16 protein-coding genes are annotated in these 13,531 nt (G+C 49.2%); 9 read left to right on the top strand and 7 right to left on the bottom strand.

Annotated elements, in window-relative coordinates:
* The first annotated feature begins 10 nt into the window (after nt 1-10).
* Complete coding sequence (locus NSU00_RS04435; RefSeq protein WP_340703484.1) at nt 11-889, top strand: fumarylacetoacetate hydrolase family protein; 879 nt, start codon at nt 11-13, stop codon at nt 887-889.
* 49 nt (nt 890-938) lie between these two features.
* On the top strand, nt 939-1,310 hold the full coding sequence (locus NSU00_RS04440; RefSeq protein WP_019721802.1) for a YisL family protein: 372 nt from the start codon (nt 939-941) through the stop codon (nt 1,308-1,310).
* A gap of 38 nt (nt 1,311-1,348) precedes the next feature.
* On the opposite strand, the gene NSU00_RS04445 is transcribed toward NSU00_RS04440, so the two are convergent.
* The 5 genes from NSU00_RS04445 to NSU00_RS04465 form a co-directional block, all read right to left on the bottom strand.
* On the bottom strand, nt 1,349-1,906 hold the full coding sequence (locus tag NSU00_RS04445) for a DUF2777 domain-containing protein (protein WP_328013542.1): 558 nt from the start codon (nt 1,904-1,906) through the stop codon (nt 1,349-1,351).
* A 326-nt stretch (nt 1,907-2,232) separates the two neighbouring features.
* Complete coding sequence (locus NSU00_RS04450) at nt 2,233-2,358, bottom strand: hypothetical protein (RefSeq protein WP_017553340.1); 126 nt, start codon at nt 2,356-2,358, stop codon at nt 2,233-2,235.
* Between the two features lie 131 nt (nt 2,359-2,489).
* The gene (locus tag NSU00_RS04455; RefSeq protein WP_019721805.1) at nt 2,490-3,347 is read right to left on the bottom strand and encodes a DegV family protein; all 858 of its coding nucleotides are present in this window, start codon (nt 3,345-3,347) and stop codon (nt 2,490-2,492) included.
* Between the two features lie 94 nt (nt 3,348-3,441).
* Nucleotides 3,442-3,639, bottom strand: a complete 198-nt coding sequence (locus tag NSU00_RS04460) for a DUF3813 domain-containing protein (RefSeq protein ID WP_013858766.1) — start codon at nt 3,637-3,639, stop codon at nt 3,442-3,444.
* A gap of 232 nt (nt 3,640-3,871) precedes the next feature.
* On the bottom strand, nt 3,872-4,693 hold the full coding sequence (locus tag NSU00_RS04465) for a Cof-type HAD-IIB family hydrolase (RefSeq protein ID WP_328197315.1): 822 nt from the start codon (nt 4,691-4,693) through the stop codon (nt 3,872-3,874).
* A 164-nt stretch (nt 4,694-4,857) separates the two neighbouring features.
* On the opposite strand from NSU00_RS04465, the gene NSU00_RS04470 reads away from it, so the two are divergent.
* The 3 genes from NSU00_RS04470 to clpB all read left to right on the top strand — a co-directional run bounded on the left by NSU00_RS04470 (nt 4,858) and on the right by clpB (nt 8,161).
* On the top strand, nt 4,858-5,166 hold the full coding sequence (locus NSU00_RS04470; protein WP_014095750.1) for a metal-sulfur cluster assembly factor: 309 nt from the start codon (nt 4,858-4,860) through the stop codon (nt 5,164-5,166).
* A 112-nt stretch (nt 5,167-5,278) separates the two neighbouring features.
* Nucleotides 5,279-5,458 carry a YjzC family protein gene (locus NSU00_RS04475; RefSeq protein WP_017550192.1) on the top strand — a complete coding sequence of 60 codons (180 nt, stop codon included), beginning with the start codon at nt 5,279-5,281 and terminating at the stop codon, nt 5,456-5,458.
* Nucleotides 5,459-5,578: 120 nt separating this feature from the next.
* Nucleotides 5,579-8,161, top strand: a complete 2,583-nt coding sequence (gene clpB, locus NSU00_RS04480; protein ID WP_340703485.1) for an ATP-dependent chaperone ClpB — start codon at nt 5,579-5,581, stop codon at nt 8,159-8,161.
* A gap of 67 nt (nt 8,162-8,228) precedes the next feature.
* Here the strand turns inward: clpB and NSU00_RS04485 are convergent, their stop codons facing one another.
* Entirely contained in the window at nt 8,229-8,411 is a 183-nt protein-coding gene (locus NSU00_RS04485; RefSeq protein ID WP_029142324.1) for a YjzD family protein, read from the bottom strand.
* A gap of 228 nt (nt 8,412-8,639) precedes the next feature.
* Between NSU00_RS04485 and NSU00_RS04490 the strand changes: the two genes are divergently transcribed.
* Nucleotides 8,640-9,398, top strand: a complete 759-nt coding sequence (locus NSU00_RS04490) for an NADP-binding protein (protein WP_340703486.1) — start codon at nt 8,640-8,642, stop codon at nt 9,396-9,398.
* A gap of 6 nt (nt 9,399-9,404) precedes the next feature.
* Here NSU00_RS04490 and NSU00_RS04495 read toward each other — a convergent pair whose 3' ends face one another.
* Entirely contained in the window at nt 9,405-9,671 is a 267-nt protein-coding gene (locus NSU00_RS04495; RefSeq protein ID WP_013858772.1) for a hypothetical protein, read from the bottom strand.
* Nucleotides 9,672-9,982: 311 nt separating this feature from the next.
* Here NSU00_RS04495 and NSU00_RS04500 point away from each other — a divergent pair, with 311 nt between their 5' ends.
* The 3 genes from NSU00_RS04500 to NSU00_RS04510 all read left to right on the top strand — a co-directional run bounded on the left by NSU00_RS04500 (nt 9,983) and on the right by NSU00_RS04510 (nt 13,392).
* Nucleotides 9,983-10,921: a beta-ketoacyl-ACP synthase III gene (locus tag NSU00_RS04500; RefSeq protein WP_118498047.1), complete on the top strand. Its 939-nt coding sequence runs from the start codon at nt 9,983-9,985 to the stop codon at nt 10,919-10,921.
* 67 nt (nt 10,922-10,988) lie between these two features.
* A complete protein-coding gene (gene fabF, locus NSU00_RS04505; protein ID WP_340702440.1) occupies nt 10,989-12,230 on the top strand; it encodes a beta-ketoacyl-ACP synthase II in 1,242 nt (413 codons plus the stop codon).
* A gap of 370 nt (nt 12,231-12,600) precedes the next feature.
* Nucleotides 12,601-13,392: a DUF2268 domain-containing protein gene (locus NSU00_RS04510; RefSeq protein ID WP_340703487.1), complete on the top strand. Its 792-nt coding sequence runs from the start codon at nt 12,601-12,603 to the stop codon at nt 13,390-13,392.
* Nucleotides 13,393-13,531 lie beyond the last annotated feature (139 nt).

Raw genomic sequence — 13,531 nt, forward strand, 5'->3', positions numbered from 1 at the left:
GGTGTATACGATGAAATTCATGAGCTTTGTTTGGCAAGACCAGGTACAATACGGTGTGCTTTATAATGAAACAACGATTTTAAATTTACGGGCTTTGGATAATGATTTTCCGCCATCTTTGCTTGAAGGCATCCGGGCGGGCGAGGCGTTTACCGGCCGTGTCCGGGAAGAATTGAAAAAACCGGAAGCAACCCTTGAAGGCGCACTCGTTCCGCTTCGCGAGGTTTCCTATCTTCCCCCGATTCCGGACCCGGTGAGAAACATGTTGTGTGTCGGCAAAAATTACCGGGAACATGCGATTGAAATGGGGAGCGCGGAAGATATTCCTGAACATATTATCGTGTTTACAAAAGCGACGACAACTGTCAATGCACATGAAGCGCCGGTTGATTCGCACCGGGCGGTTACCCGCGAATTGGATTACGAAGGGGAGCTGGCAGTCGTGATCGGGAGGGAAGGGAAGCAGATTGCAAAAGAAAATGCCCTTTCCCATGTGTTCGGATATACCATTTTAAACGATATCACAGCGAGGGATCTTCAACGGAAGCATAAACAATATTTTATCGGGAAAAGCCTGGACGGATCCTGCCCGGTTGGCCCGTGGATTGTCGACCGTTCCGAAATTGAAACTCCGAATGCGCTTGATATCGTGACAAAAGTTAACGGGGAAGTCCGCCAGCAGTCCAATACATCCTCCTTTATTTTCCCAGTTGAGGAGATCCTGTCCGAATTGTCGAAAGGGATGACGCTTTTACCCGGGGATATCATTGCAACGGGCACCCCAGCCGGCGTTGGCAACGGGTTTCATCCGCCGCGTTTCTTGAATCCGGGTGATGAGGTTGAAATTACGGTTGAAAAGGTGGGGACTTTGCGAAACACCATCAAATAAAGTAAGATGGGTATAAGACAGATAAAGAAGCAAAGGAGAAGATCGAACGATGTTAACCCGCACAGATGCGCATGTCACAACATGGGTCATTGCGATCCTTTTGTTTATTTTGGCCTTGTTCCTCCATCGCGCAGGAAGAGAAAAGGCGTTTAAAACGGTCCAGATGGTTTTAAGGCTGTTTTACATACTCGTCATCGTCACAGGTGCGCTGCTCTTTTTCCATAACCAGCGCCTCGATCCTGCCCTGTACGGCCTTAAACTGCTCGGCGGGATTCTCGTGATCGGGATGATGGAAATGATTACGCTGCGGCTTGCTAAAAGAAAAAGGACGGGGATGCTCTGGGTTTTGCTGATCCTCTTTTTCGCCGCCGTCCTGTATCTCGGGCTGCGCCTGCCGATGGGATGGCATCCTTTTTATTAGAATGTAAATGGGAGGCAAGGGTTGTCTTGCCTTCCTTTTTACATTTTTTTCAAAAGCATACGCCTTCCGTCACTCCATGTGCAATCGAACCATTCGTCCGCCGTTTCGCCCAGCCGGAAATGGTGGTGGACAGATAAAATGGCCTCCCCGTTATCAAACAGCATGAAATTCACGCCTTCTTTTTTCTCCAGGTTGACGAGGCATGACAATACGTTATGACAGTAGATACAATCATAAATAGAAAAGCCTGCCCCGTTTAAGAAAGAGACGAAGTGGTGAAACAGGCCGTCCTCCCATTCTCCGAGCAGCATCTCAAGCGAAAAATTGACCGGCTTCGGAATCCGCAAGCTTGCTTTTTCTTCAAGAAGAAGCATTTCCCCATCCGACATGACGGTTTGATCTTCTGTTAATATGCCTTTTTTCCAACGCCCGGAATGGAAGATTTCAATTTTTTGGCCAACAAACTCCTCGAGCATCGATGCCTCATCAGATATATCATCAAAAAATACCCATTCTTCATTCAGCTTCTCGATTGAACCGGTTAAAAAAGCGCGGGACTGGCATTCCATGATTTTTAATCTGAACTGTCCGTCCATTTGCGGTCCTCCTTCCCGAGCATCATTTCCTTATTTGTTTTTGACAAGGGGAGGGGTTTTCATACCTTTTTAAGCAGAAAGAAAACAGGGCCCGAAGCTTTTGGTTTAGGCGGTAAACATCTGCACCATCCCGGTTACCCCCTTGGACTTTGCATCCGTTTTAAGCAAAAGAATTTGTGATAACCGGCAGGCTTTGGGCCGGAAACACGTGCCCCGGTGCCGTGTGCTCTGTTTTAAGCAAAAAGAAAACCGGAAAGGGCTGTGCCTTTCCGGTGCGCGTCACCCGTTGATCACGGTGCTGCCGTTTACGTGGATGACCTGCCCGGTCACATAGCTTGAGTCGTCGGATGCAAGATTTCCGGCTGCGGGTTCATTTCCGTTTCTGTGCCGGGCTGCCTGTTCTGGTGCTGGGCGGGCAAAGTTTTCTTGGAAGCATTTTGTTCGTTCGCCACTTTTACCACTCCTCGTTCAATTTTTAAACGGAACGGCAATCCGGAATTTGGATTGGCTGGCCATCACCATTCGTCTATACCCGTCCAAAATTTCTATTAACCGGTATGCCCGGAAAAAAATTTGGAAGGCGTTACGGCAGCTCATTCAGGAAAAAGACGGATAATGTGCCCGGCCCGGCGTGCGACCCGATCACGGCGCCGATCGTGTTGATTAAAAATTGTTTTGTGCCGAAACGCGCTTCAATCAGCTGTTTCATTTCTTCCGCAGCCGCTTCATCATCGCCGTGGCAGATGCCGACCAGCTGGTGTTCAAGGTCCGTGCCGCGTTCTTCCATGATATCGAGCATACGGTGCAGCAGTTTTTTCCGCCCGCGGATTTTTTCAATCGGAATGAGCTTCCCGTCTTCTACATCGAGGATCGGTTTAATATTCAGCAGGCCGCCGAAAAATGCGCTTGTTTTCGATAGCCTGCCGCCTCTGGCAAGAAAATCAAGATCGGCGACTGTGAAAATATGCTCCATATGCTTGCTGCGGAATGCGGCATCACGGACGATTTCCTCTTTTCCTGCCCCGTTTTTTCGTAAATCGGCGGCTGCTTTTACAACGAGGCCGTAACCGATCGAAGCACATTTCGTATCGAGTACCGTTAAATCAAGATCGGGACAGGCTTCTTTCACTTGTTCGGCGATCATGGCCGCGGTTTGGTACGTTCCGGACAGCTCGGACGAAAAAGCCAGGTAAATGCCGGTGTCCCCCGATTTGGCAAGATCGGTAAAAAGTTTTTCAAAATATTGCGGTGACGGTTGCGAAGTTTTTGTAACCACCCCCGCACGGATCAAACGGAACACTTCTTTGGGGTCAATGCCGACTAGGTCGTCATAGGATTTGTCCTCTACATAAACGGTCAACGGAATCAAGTGTACATGGTTTTCTTTGAAAAAAGACAGCGGCAAGTCGCTGGCACTGTCAGCAAAAATTTGAATGCCCATCGTTTTCACCCTCACAATCAGTTCTGTCTTTAGTTTACCGATTTTCCTCGTTTTGCACAATTTCCAAAAGAAAATAGCTGCCGGGTTTCGGCAGCTATTCCAATTTTCCAAGTTCCTGTTGCATATCGCGCAGCTGTGCTTTTTCTGCAAGTGTCGTGTTGGCATATGCACTGGATAAAGCATTTTTCGCTTTTTGAACCATTTCATTCTTTTCTTGTTCCGTTCCGAAAGCAGCCGTCTCTTTCGCCAGTTCGACAAATTGCCTGGCCTCTTGAAACAGTCGGTTCGCCATTATAAAATGCCTCCCGGAATGCCTTCTTCGCTCCTGTTCGCTTCTGCTTCGGCCAATGTGGAGTGATATGGGAAACGCTCGCTATACTTCTTCACTGCATCTTTTCCCTGATGGACAAAACGTTTCGATTTGCTGCTTCTGCCCAAACGAAACACCGCCTTTACGGGAAGGGTGCACGGGGGTGCCGCGCCCGTTTATAGTGTTGGAATTCCCGGCGCTGATTATGCGTTTTTCATGAGATGGCTTTCAAATTCAGCGCTTCTTCAAGAAAAATGCCAATGCCGTCTTCCGTATTGGAAAGGGTGATTTCATTTGCGATTGTTTTTAAGGCCGGAATGGCATTTCCCATCGCAACCCCCGTCCCCGCGTATTCAATCATTTCCAGGTCGTTGTCTTCATCCCCGAAGGCAATGATCCTTTCTTTCGGAATCCCGTATGCGTCGGCGACTTTTTTCACGCCGGCCGCTTTATTCAGCCCGGCTTTAATGATCTCGATGATATGCCACGGAGCCCCCCAACGCCTGTGGTCGATCACTTCGGCATGGACGTCGCTTAAGTAGCTGCGGATCGACGGCACGTCTTCCTTTGCTGCATGGATCAGCATGGACGTCGGTTCATCTCTTAAAAAGCGCATTAAATTTCCGGTTGTGACCTGCGGGTTTCCAATTTGAAAAATGCCGAGCAGTTTTTCGTCGTGATAATGGAGGTACACCTCATCTTTCACTTCTGCTACAATATTATACAGCCGGAAATCGCCGCATGTTTCAACGATCGATTTTGCCACTTGAAGCGGCATCGGTTCATGGTAGATGCCAAAGCCCGTATTTTTCGGATGGTGGACAAATGCGCCGTTGAAATTGACAATCGGCGTATCGAGTCCAAGTTCTTCATAATACGGCTGGCTGGAGCGGAAAGGGCGGCCGGTGGAAATGATGACCTTATGGCCGGCGTTGATTGTTTTTTGCAGAACGGATTTTGTTTTCGGGGAAATGGTCTTTTCATCATTTAACAATGTGCCGTCAAGATCCAATGCAATTAAATAAGGTTGAGGCATTTGGCTTTTCTCCTTTTTCTCAAAATGATTCAGTTTACATGCAATTTTCGTGACGATCCATTATACTAATAATATAACATTTTCACAGCTTAAAAACCTGCTGTAAAGCATTTTTATCTTGTATGCCGTTTTGTTATGATAGTTATCGGGGAGGTTTGAAAACCATGGATGAAGCTTTGAAAGAAAATATTATGGGCGCGCTTGAACAAGTGATTGACCCGGAAATTGGCATAGATATTGTAAACCTCGGTCTTGTTTATGATCTTGACCTGGATGAGGAAGGCTGCCTGACGGTGACCATGACCCTGACCGCAATGGGCTGCCCGCTCGCGGGAATTCTCGTTGACCAGGTGCAAATGGCGGTACAGGACATTCCGGAAGTAAAGGACACCCATGTCAATATCGTCTGGAACCCGCCGTGGACAAAAGACCGCATGTCGCGTTATGCCAAAATTGCGCTCGGGATTAACTGATCCAGCGCTCCCCTCTTTGCCGTTTTCATTTTTTGGCTGGCAAAAATAAGCGCTCATGCTTTAAAAAGATTAGCCCAAACTAATGCTGACGATGAAAAAAGGGGGCGTTACTTTGGGGCAAAGCAACCTGTTTCACCCCGGAAGCAAAGCACCGAATAACGGGGTGTATGTAGAAGTTGGCGAAAATGGCGACCCGGTCGTAAACCCGAAAAGCGCCCATCTCCACAGAGGCGACCGCTTTCCGGAAACAACGAACGATGCCCGCCATTGGAGGCGCAAACGCAAACCTTAAAATCCAAACGGGGAGAAATCCTCGTTTTTTTTTTTTTGCTGCCGTCAAAGGAAAACGGTAAAATAAGGATAGGCGCCCGCGCTGCGATAAACGGCACGCGCCATAGCGGAGGTGGAATGGATGGATATCAACCGCATGACTTTTACGGTACAGGAAGGTTTGGTGGAAGCCCAGCAGCTGGCCTCCCAAAAACATCACCCGGAACTGGATATTGCCCATTTATGGAAAACGTTGATGGAAAAGCCGGACAGCCTACTTCCCGAGATATATAACGGCCTTGGGTTAAGTAAGGAAGAAATTGGAAAAATTGCAGATGAGATTCTCGCGAAAAAACCGGAAGTGGCCGGGCAAAGCGCCCCGTATTTGTCCGCGGCGCTTTTGGAACTGTTCCGGCTCGCGGAAGAAGAAATGCGCGCGCTAAAGGACGAGTACATTTCGGTTGAACATTTGGCCCTGGCTGTAATGGATGTTGAACATGATGACCTGTCTCGCTATTTGAAAAGCAGGACCACAAAACAGCAACTGCTTCAGGCGATCAAAAACATAAGGGGGAATCAAAAAGTGGCCTCGCAAAACCCGGAAGCAACCTACAACGTTTTAAAAAAATACGGCACCGACCTTGTTGAAGCCGTTAAAGCCGGAAAGCTCGATCCTGTTATCGGCCGGGATGCGGAAATCCGGAACGTCATCCGGATTTTATCCCGGAAGACAAAAAACAACCCTGTCCTGATCGGCGAACCCGGCGTTGGCAAAACGGCCATTGTCGAAGGGCTTGCCCAGCGGATCGTCAGGAAAGATGTCCCGGAAGGCTTAAAAGACAAAACCATTTTTTCGCTCGACCTCGGGGCGCTTGTTGCAGGTGCCAAGTTCAGGGGGGAATTTGAAGAACGGCTGAAGGCGGTATTGCAGGAAATCAAAAAAAGCAACGGGAAGATTTTGCTGTTTATCGATGAACTGCACACGATTGTCGGCGCCGGCAAAACGGAAGGGGCAATGGACGCCGGCAATATGCTGAAACCGATGCTTGCCCGCGGTGAACTGCACTGTATCGGCGCGACGACCCTGAACGAATACCGGCAGTATATTGAAAAAGATGCGGCCCTCGAACGCCGTTTCCAGCAGGTGCTCGTCCAAGAGCCGGATGTGGAGGATACGATTTCGATTTTAAGAGGGTTAAGGGAACGTTTTGAAATTCACCACGGCGTCCGCATCCATGACAAAGCGCTCGTCGCCGCGGCCACCTTATCAAACCGCTATATTACCGACCGCTTTTTGCCGGATAAAGCGATTGATCTTGTCGATGAAGCCTGCGCCAACATCCGTGTGGAAATGGATTCCATGCCCACGGAGCTCGACGAAGTGACAAGGCGCGTCATGCAGCTGGAAATTGAAGAAGCCGCCCTGCAAAAAGAAACGGATGAAGCAAGCATTGCGCGCCTCGATATTTTGCAAAAAGAGCTTGCCGATTTGAAAGAAGAAGCGGACCGGATGCGCGCCAAATGGCAGGCTGAAAAAGCGGAATTGCAAAAAATACAGGAAAAACGGGAATTGCTTGAAAAATACCGGCGCGACCTTGAAGAAGCGGAAAACCGGTATGATTTGAACAAAGCGGCCGAACTCCGGCACGGCAGGATTCCGGCCGTTGAAAAAGAATTAAAACAGCTTGAACAGCAAATGGCGGAAAAAGAAGGGAGCGGCCGGATATTGCGCGAAGAGGTCACGGAGGAAGAAATTGCAGCGATTGTCGCGCGCTGGACGGGGATCCCCGTCGCAAAACTTGTGCAAAGCGAACGCGAAAAACTGCTGAAGCTGGAAAGCATTTTGCATGAACGCGTCATCGGCCAGGACGAAGCTGTCCGCCTTGTCAGCGACGCGGTTTTAAGAGCCCGGGCCGGCTTGAAAGACCCGAACCGCCCGATCGGATCCTTTATTTTTCTCGGCCCTACCGGCGTCGGGAAGACGGAACTTGCCAAAGCGCTGGCACAGCATTTATTTGACAGTGAAAATCATATGATCCGGATTGACATGAGTGAATATATGGAAAAATTTGCGGTCTCGCGGCTGATCGGGGCGCCGCCGGGATATGTCGGCTATGAAGAAGGCGGCCAGCTCACTGAAGCGGTGCGGCGGAAACCGTATTCCGTCATTTTGCTGGATGAAATTGAAAAAGCCCACCCGGAAGTGTTCAATATTTTACTCCAGGTGCTCGATGACGGCCGTATCACCGATTCGCAGGGACGGACGGTTGATTTTAAAAATACGATCATTATCATGACTTCGAATATCGGGTCGTCCTATTTGCTCGATATTAAAGGCGAGGAAATTAGTGAAGAGACGAAAAATAAAGTAATGGCACAGTTACGCGCATCGTTCCGGCCCGAATTTTTAAACCGGATTGACGATATCATTTTATTCAAGCCGCTCACGCTGGAAAATATGATGGGCATCGTTGATAAAATGGTGCATGAATTGGCTGCACGCCTCGCTGAACAATCGGTCGGGCTTCAGCTGTCCGACGAGGCGAAAAAATGGATTGCAGAATCGGCCTATGATCCGGTGTACGGGGCACGGCCGCTGAAACGGTTTATCCAGCACCAAATTGAAACGAGGCTTGCAAAAGAAATCATCGCGGGAAAGGTCAAGCCGCATCAAACCGTCACACTTGATGTGAAAGGCGGGGCGCTTCAAGTGACAACCGGATAATAGATGAAAAAACCGGGAGGCACTGTGCCAGCAGCGCCTCCCGGTTTCCGGTGAGGGGTGTTTTGATTTATTGTCCGGCACTTGTATTTTTCGGCAATGCTGCATGGACAATAAATGCAATGACAGAAAGGACAAGCGACATAACGGCCATCGTTTTCATGCTGTATTCTGAATTTGACATGGCACTGCCAACGTAGCCGAGCATTTGGCTCAGTAAAAACACCCAAAAAATCGTAACGATGTATTTCATTTTTTCACCCCGATTGAAAAAACTCTTTTTAAATCATCCTTTATCTTACCACAGCCGCAGCCATTGGAAAAGGGAAACCCGGTTGCCGCGGGTGAAATTTTTCCCGAAGGATGGAACGGATTCCGGGAAAATGGGCACAGCGGCCTTTTTGCCCGTTTCGGATCGTCCGGAAGTATCTTTACGGCGGGAAAAGCATATGCTTGAATAAAGATGAATGGAGGGCCGGCCATGAATCAAGCACTTGTCATCGGTGCCGGGGCGTTCTTCGGATTTGAGCTGTGCAAGGCACTGCTTGATGCGGGATATCCGGTTACAGCGGCTGATCAAGAAACGGATCCCGGTTTTTTGCTGGAAGAAAGATGGATGGAAATCGGCAGGAATGCCAATTTGGAATACCAGCCTCTGAGCCGGTTGTCGCCGGAAAAATGCACATGCTGCATTCCGGTATACGATTATTATGTCCGGGATGCCCGTGAAGATTTACAGGATGCGTGCCGCTTTTTAGAGCCGTTTAAAGCGCAAATCGAATGTGTGGCGCTCATTCTTCCAAACCATCTGGCTGGTGCGGAACAAACAGAATGGGTTCCCGGCGTGCTAGGCGATTGTGCGCGCGTTACCTTTTTTGTCCCGGCACTGTTCGGCCCCGGCCAGCCCGGGAGCCTTGCTTTTTCCCAAATGATCAACGGGAATCCGGAACCGGACTTAAAATATGACGACCGCGATGCCCTTTTTGCAGCAGATGCCGCAGGGGCCATTGTCTCCGGGCTTGAAAAAAGGGAAACGGGGAAAGTCTTTTATTTAAAAAGCCCTGACGGAAACGGATGGGAGCCTATCGCCCGGTTTTTAACGCAGGATACAGGCAGCCGCCCGCTTCCTTCGTGCAGGCTTGAGGCAAAAGGTGAACTGGAACCGATGATCGTCCGGCCGTCCGTTTCCTGGCAGGCCGCAATTCAACAGCAAATCGCCTGCCAACGGAAGAACAGCTAAAGAAGGCTAATCTTCCTTTTCAAAATGGGAAAGCCACTTCTCAAAAACCGGCGTGATTTTCCGGAACAACGGCTTAAACTCCTCGAAAACGCCAACGACTTTGTCAGCTTGGTCCAGCAATGCTTCAATATCCACATTCCGGAAAAAAGCAAGGTCAAACAGGCCGCCGCTTATTTCTTCATCTGCTTCTTCCTGCCCGGGCCCGTGCGGCTCTTGCCGCTTTTGCGGGAAAAACATCCGGTCAAAAGGGTGGATTTTTTCATGTTCTTCCATTTTTTCACTTCCTTTCTTCCTTTTTTGTCAGGATGGGGGCGGTCAGGATCTATTATCAGCATATGATAGAAAAACGCATCGGCTTGCATCAATGGCCCGAATCGCTCCCGGAGGAAAACTGCACTATGTGATCCGCGCGGCCCGGCCCTTTTGGCAGCGCGTTTTTTCCTCCCGCCATTGTGGGCATGTGCAGCATTTTCCCCTATTCGTGACAAGCAAACAGTGCTTTGTTATAATTAGGAGCAGGTCATAATATTGTGCGATAAGGAATTGTGCCGCTTTGACTATTTTAGTGAAAGAAGGAATGCAAAATGAATGCTGGCATTATCGGTGTCGGAAAATATAATCCTGAAAAGGTTTTAACAAATGCGGACTTTGAAAAAATGATGGACACGTCGGATGAATGGATCCGGACGAGGACCGGGATTGAAGAACGGCGGATTGCAGCGGATGATATGGAGACTTCCGATATGGCATATGAGGCGGCTGTAAAAGCGGTGAAACATGCAGGCATTTCCGCGGAAGAACTCGACCTCATCCTTGTTGCGACCGTGACGCCGGACCAGCCGTTTCCGACGGTCTCCAATATTTTGCAGGACCGCCTCGGTGCAAAAAAAGCTGCCGCGATGGATATCAGTGCGGCCTGTTCCGGTTTTATGTACGGGCTTGCGACGGCCAAGCAATTTATTGAGACGAAAACGTATAAATATGTTTTAATTGTAGGTGTTGAGAAATTATCCAAGATCACGAACTGGGAAGACCGCAGTACGGCGGTGCTGTTCGGCGACGGGGCGGGCGCAGCGGTTGTCGGCCCGGTATCGGAAGGCAGGGGCATCCTTGCTTTTGAACTCGGTTCCGACGGTTCAGGCGGAAAATATTTGTATGAGGATAAAGACGGGCATCTTGTCATGAACGGCCGTGAAGTGTTTAAATTTGCCGTCCGCCAAATGGGCGAATCGAGCGTGCGCGTGATCGAAAAGGCCGGCGTCAGGAAAGAAGACGTCGATTTCTTAATTCCGCACCAGGCCAATATCCGGATCATGGAATCTGCAAGGGAAAGGCTCGGCCTGCCGGTGGAAAAAATGTCGAAAACGATCCACAAATACGGGAATACTTCGGCAGCATCGATACCGATTTCATTGGTGGATGAACTGGAAGAAGGAAAGATCAAAGAGGATGACCTCATCCTGATGGTCGGCTTCGGCGGCGGACTGACCTGGGGAGCCGTACTGGTCAGGTGGGGAAGATAACGCTCTTATGCAGCATACAGATTGTAAGAAACACGGTCTTCTTATACCAGGAAAAGGAGATGGCATAATGGAAAAAAGAAGAGTGGTTGTTACGGGAATCGGGGCTGTCACGCCGGTCGGAAATGACGCGCGGACAGCCTGGGATACGGTGCTGGACGGCAAATCCGGCATCGGTCCGCTGACAAGGCTGGATGCGGACCAGTTTCCGGCAAAAGTGGCAGCTGAAGTGAGAGACTTTAACATCGAAGAATTTATTGAACGGAGAGAAGCCCGCAAAATGGACCGTTTTACCCATTATGCGGTCGCAGCTGCACTGATGGCGGTAAAAGATGCCGGACTTACGATCAACGAAGAAAATGCAACCCGTGTCGGCGTCTGGATCGGTTCCGGTATCGGCGGCATGGAAACGTTCGAAAACCAGTTTGAAGTATTCCAAAAACGCGGATATCGGCGTGTAAGCCCTTTTTTTGTGCCAATGATGATTCCAGATATGGCAGCAGGCCAGGTTTCGATCATTCTTGGCGCAAAAGGGATTAACTCCTGTACCGTCACCGCGTGTGCAACAGGGACAAACTCCATCGGTGACGCATTTAAAGCGATCCAGCGCGGCGATTGCGATGCCATGATTGCTGGGGGGACGGAAGCGCCGATTACAAGAATGGCATTTGCAGGATTTTGTGCCAATACAGCGCTGTCCACCAATCCGGATCCGGAAACGGCAAGCCGCCCGTTTGATTTAAACCGGGACGGGTTTGTCATCGGCGAAGGCGCAGGCATTTTGGTGCTTGAAGACTTAGAGCATGCTTTAAAACGCGGAGCTAAAATTTATGCGGAAGTGGTTGGCTACGGGTCAACCGGGGATGCCTATCATATTACCGCGCCTGCGCCCGGCGGGGAAGGCGGCGCGCGCTCAATGCAAATGGCGCTTGATGACGCCGGCCTTGCCCCGGATGAAGTCGGCTATATTAATGCCCATGGGACAAGCACGCCGTATAATGATAAATACGAGACAATGGCGGTTAAAGAGGTTTTCGGCGACCATGCTTACAAACTGGCCGTCAGCTCGACAAAATCGATGACAGGCCATCTGCTCGGGGCAGCAGGCAGCGTGGAAGCCATCTTTACTGTGCTTGCGATCAAAGAAGGCATTGTTCCGCCAACCATCAATATTCAAACGCCTGATCCGGAATGCGATTTGGATTATGTCCCGGATAAAGCGCGCAAACAGGAGCTGAACGCAGCGATCAGCAATTCGTTCGGTTTCGGCGGGCATAACGCAACCCTTGCTTTTAAAAAATACGAAGCCTGATCTAAAAGGGTATCCCCGGTTAAATGGGGGGTACCCTTTTTGCATTGAAATGAAACCCGCTACTGTGAAATCACTTATTAAGTGAACGCTGTGGCGAAAATGTTATTAAAAATAACAAGTGCCTCTGAAAAGGGACCCCGTTTTGTTTTTTGCATGGGGATCAAACCGGCTGCATCGAATGCCATTCCATCGGTTTTGGCATTGTCTGAGTAGTTCGGGGATGCTTTTTTGCATGCGGAAAGATGGATTTAACAGTTGAAAAAACGCGTTCCGGGACGTGCGGCAGTCTGCTCAGGCTTTTGAAAAAATTTATTTTCTAAAATCAGGCCTCCCGCAATAAAATAAAGCAAACGGGAGGGGGGAAACGGCGATGGGGGTTATTCGGACGGATGCGTGGATGGAAGAAGCTTTCTCAAAACCGGAGCTGTTTTTACAAAACATTAAACAGGGAAGGGAAGATCCCGAAGATTTTTACCGTTATTTGCAGCGTTTTGGCATGTACCGCCCTTCAAGGCAGGCGGAACAGGTTTTTGCCGGATTAAAAAAAGCGGGCGCCTGGGAGGAAATCGGGGAGTATCACGCAAAATACAAAAAGCTTTGGAACGGGCCAGATCCGGACATTTATATTTTTCCAGCCCGGAATGGAAACGGTTTCAACTTTGGCCGCAGCCGCGGAAAATCGGGTGTGGCACTGCCGGATGCCGTTTTTTTGTTTCTTGCGCCGGTGCGGGACCGGAAAGAATGGGAAGCGCTGTTTGTCCATGAATACCATCATGCGGCAAGAATGGGCAGGCTGAAAAAACCGCCGCGCGACTACACGCTGCTCGATTCCCTCGTATTTGAAGGCCTCGCCGAACATGCTGTGCTCGAGTATGTCGGGGAAGCATATGTATCGGAAACCTCAACACGTTATTCTGAAAAACAGAAAAAACATGCATGGCAACAGTTTTTCAAAAAAAATCTTGCAGCCGGAAAAGAAGAAAAAATCCATGATGACCTTCTTTTCGGCAGAAAATACGTCCCGCCGATGATGGGGTATGCGCTCGGATACCTTTTGATAGAGAGATATAAAACGGCCCATTCCTTTTCTACAATAGCAAATCTCGGCCGCCGTTCCGAAATATTTGCAGAAGGAATGTTTACCAACCCGGCGGAATCCTGAATCCATAAAGTGCCAAAAAAATACAAATATAATTTTAATTGAAAAAGCCATTGCGTTTCTTTTAGTTTTGTAATATTATATTAAGCAATAGATTAATAAGATTTTAATCTATTTTCGATGTTTTCTACTTTTAAGAAGG

Source organism: Weizmannia sp. FSL W8-0401 (assembly GCF_038009125.1).
GTDB lineage: Bacteria > Bacillota > Bacilli > Bacillales > Bacillaceae_C > Weizmannia > Weizmannia coagulans.

Excerpts from the sequence above, each read along its gene's own strand:
- NSU00_RS04500 (WP_118498047.1), top strand. The coding sequence starts at position 9,983 with ATGAATGCTGGCATTATCGGTGTCGGAAAATATAATCCTGAAAAGGTT.
- NSU00_RS04435 (WP_340703484.1), top strand. The coding sequence starts at position 11 with ATGAAATTCATGAGCTTTGTTTGGCAAGACCAGGTACAATACGGTGTG.
- NSU00_RS04465 (WP_328197315.1), bottom strand. The coding sequence starts at position 4,693 with ATGCCTCAACCTTATTTAATTGCATTGGATCTTGACGGCACATTGTTA.
- NSU00_RS04460 (WP_013858766.1), bottom strand. The coding sequence starts at position 3,639 with ATGGCGAACCGACTGTTTCAAGAGGCCAGGCAATTTGTCGAACTGGCG.
- NSU00_RS04510 (WP_340703487.1), top strand. The coding sequence starts at position 12,601 with ATGGGGGTTATTCGGACGGATGCGTGGATGGAAGAAGCTTTCTCAAAA.
- NSU00_RS04445 (WP_328013542.1), bottom strand. The coding sequence starts at position 1,906 with ATGGACGGACAGTTCAGATTAAAAATCATGGAATGCCAGTCCCGCGCT.
- NSU00_RS04495 (WP_013858772.1), bottom strand. The coding sequence starts at position 9,671 with ATGGAAGAACATGAAAAAATCCACCCTTTTGACCGGATGTTTTTCCCG.
- NSU00_RS04490 (WP_340703486.1), top strand. The coding sequence starts at position 8,640 with ATGAATCAAGCACTTGTCATCGGTGCCGGGGCGTTCTTCGGATTTGAG.
- clpB (WP_340703485.1), top strand. The coding sequence starts at position 5,579 with ATGGATATCAACCGCATGACTTTTACGGTACAGGAAGGTTTGGTGGAA.
- NSU00_RS04485 (WP_029142324.1), bottom strand. The coding sequence starts at position 8,411 with ATGAAATACATCGTTACGATTTTTTGGGTGTTTTTACTGAGCCAAATG.
- NSU00_RS04440 (WP_019721802.1), top strand. The coding sequence starts at position 939 with ATGTTAACCCGCACAGATGCGCATGTCACAACATGGGTCATTGCGATC.
- NSU00_RS04470 (WP_014095750.1), top strand. The coding sequence starts at position 4,858 with ATGGATGAAGCTTTGAAAGAAAATATTATGGGCGCGCTTGAACAAGTG.
- NSU00_RS04455 (WP_019721805.1), bottom strand. The coding sequence starts at position 3,347 with ATGGGCATTCAAATTTTTGCTGACAGTGCCAGCGACTTGCCGCTGTCT.
- fabF (WP_340702440.1), top strand. The coding sequence starts at position 10,989 with ATGGAAAAAAGAAGAGTGGTTGTTACGGGAATCGGGGCTGTCACGCCG.